2 protein-coding genes are annotated in these 2290 nt (G+C 51.5%); both read left to right on the plus strand.

Going from position 1 to position 2290, the window contains the following annotated elements; genetic code table 11:
• Positions 1–246 precede the first annotated feature (246 nt).
• The gene (locus MAMT_RS08770; RefSeq protein ID WP_150003871.1) at positions 247–1437 is read left to right on the plus strand and encodes a hypothetical protein; all 1191 of its coding nucleotides are present in this window, start codon (positions 247–249) and stop codon (positions 1435–1437) included.
• Between the two features lie 394 nt (positions 1438–1831).
• Positions 1832–2116: a type II toxin-antitoxin system RelE/ParE family toxin gene (locus MAMT_RS08775; protein ID WP_026195804.1), complete on the plus strand. Its 285-nt coding sequence runs from the start codon at positions 1832–1834 to the stop codon at positions 2114–2116.
• Positions 2117–2290 lie beyond the last annotated feature (174 nt).

The raw sequence follows: 2290 nt of genomic DNA on the forward strand, positions 1-2290 counted from the left end.
ACCGACTCGTAGGTCTTGCCGTTCTGGATGCGTCGGACGCGCTGGATGTACACTCTGGCTTGGATGATACACACCAGCTTACTACTCATCAATAAGAAAGTAGCTAAATGCTATTTATAGTCTGGCTACTGGGTTTTCGCTCTTTCCTCCTCGTGTCTTGTCTCGCTGACTTTTCGTCCGAAAGTTCTGGTAGATGTTCCCGTCGTAACCTCATAACCCCCGAACAACAGAGAAGAGGCACCAATATTGCCCATTCCCGAGCATGATGCTATTCTTTGCAGTGTGAGCGTCTACGCGCCGACCTACATTGCCCTTGATGCATCCAATTGGATTGATATGGAGCGTTACAAGTGGAGGCTTTGTACTAAAGAGATTAAGGCTATTTTAAATACAGGATCCATCCTCCCGTATGTTACTTTTGAGCATTTCTACGAAATTCTTCGTTCAGACAAGCGATACGGAGTTTTCGAAATCCTCTTTTCCCTAAAGTATGTAGCCCATCCTGAACCCTGCCGCTTTCTGCGCACGTCGACGAAAGAGCGCATTTGCGGTTCTGTAGACGATATCCAGTACGAAGAGGTGCTAGCCCTGCTAGCACAGCCGGATGCATCCTGGAAGACCGTTGTTGCAAAGGTGAGGCCGAAAGCGCTCGGGAGTGTCTCTTCTGGACAGTCACTCTGCAACGATCCGGTTATCAAGTCCATGGTTGAATCTGGATCACCGCCTAGGCATGCCACAATCAACGATTGGGCTGAGTCGATGGAGTTTGTTACGGAAGCGAATGGGCGTATTTTATTTCCGCCGGCCGGGAGCTATACTTTAGCAGCCGGGAGAGAGGCCGAGGAACGAAGGCGTGCATTAAAGGGACGGGTAGCAGAGTTCCTGCAGACGAAGGGAGCTCCGGGCCTACGAGATGTGGATGAAACGCTGGAGTTATTGTATCGACAAGCATCTCATCTTATTGGCCCTTTTTGTCAATGCGGGGGTAATGATCCGATCTTGATGTTGCTCACAGCACTTGGGATTAAGCCGGAGCGCCTTAGGACGACTAAGGCGGGTTACCGGGAATTGCCGCTTGAGGAGTTGCTATTTGCTTCGAGGAAAATTGTATTCGAGAAAGGACTGGGTCTCAAGGAAGGATTGCTATATGCTATTGACTGGGACAGAGTTCCTACATGGCGAATCGAAGGAGAGTTGGGAAGCGCTACAAGAAGAGGCGAAAGCACGGGTCGGGCGAAGGGAAGCAATTGTATAGATCATAAGCTGTCCGGATTGGCTCTCTACGTTGATCGCGTGCAAGTGGATAGGCGTGTGTTTCATTATTTCGAGGTTGCAGCGAAGAAGGATGGCTGCTTAAGAGAGCTACAAAGACGTTTGCGCAGAACGTCGACTCTAGATGTGCTGGCTGAGGATTTGCGTCACTTCACGAATGAATAGTGGGCCGTGGGCTGACATGACTTATGTTTGGACAAGGCGTCGTAAGATGTGGGTACGGAATCCACGCCCATTTTGAAGTGGCACTGGCGGGATACGTTTTGACCGATGGAGCGTCAACCATGACTCCGGGGCGGAGATGTGCAAGATGGGGGATTCCAGGTTTGATGGTTTCCGGCCCTGACTCTACGGTGCTTTTTGCATCTTCGCAGTGGAATCCACCTCTTGTTGAAGATGAGCATTCGGGCCGACGCCAGCGCGCTTCTCAACAAGCCCCACCTGCTCCCGCTCTTCGCCCAGCCACCGGCTTGGGCAACGATGTAGCCAGTAGCGGAAAGGCCTGTCCTTCCGCATCAAGGAGTTGCGCCGCTACTCAATGGAAGTCAGGCTAAGTGATATGGAACTGCGTTTTAAAAGCAAAGGCCTAAAATGTCTCTACGATGGGGAGCCCGGAGGGGTACCGTCAGAGATGGTTGGCAAGCTGAAGAAGCTCCTCTTTGCTCTTGAAAACGCCGAAACGCTAGAACAACTCAGAAAATTTCCTGGCTGGAAGCTTCATCCGCTCAAAGGCGGCTCAAAAGATTGGTGGAGTCTGACCGTTACCGGGAACTGGCGGCTGGTTTTCCGATATCATGAGGGGACCAACACGGCCACCGGCCTTGACCTGATAGATTACCACTAAACAGCCTCTCGGGCTTTTCCGTCCTGCGTCAACTCCTCGGGGTGTTCTCCCTCGACGGACTAACTCGCAAGATTGTAGAGAAGCAAGTTGCCCCGCCGGGTAGCTGTCAGGTCCCGGATGATTACGTACTGGTTTTTGGAAGAGCTGCGGATGGGATTGTTGCCATGTTTTTAG

The organism is Methylacidimicrobium tartarophylax (assembly GCF_902143375.2).
GTDB classification, from domain to species: Bacteria; Verrucomicrobiota; Verrucomicrobiia; order Methylacidiphilales; family Methylacidiphilaceae; genus Methylacidimicrobium; species Methylacidimicrobium tartarophylax.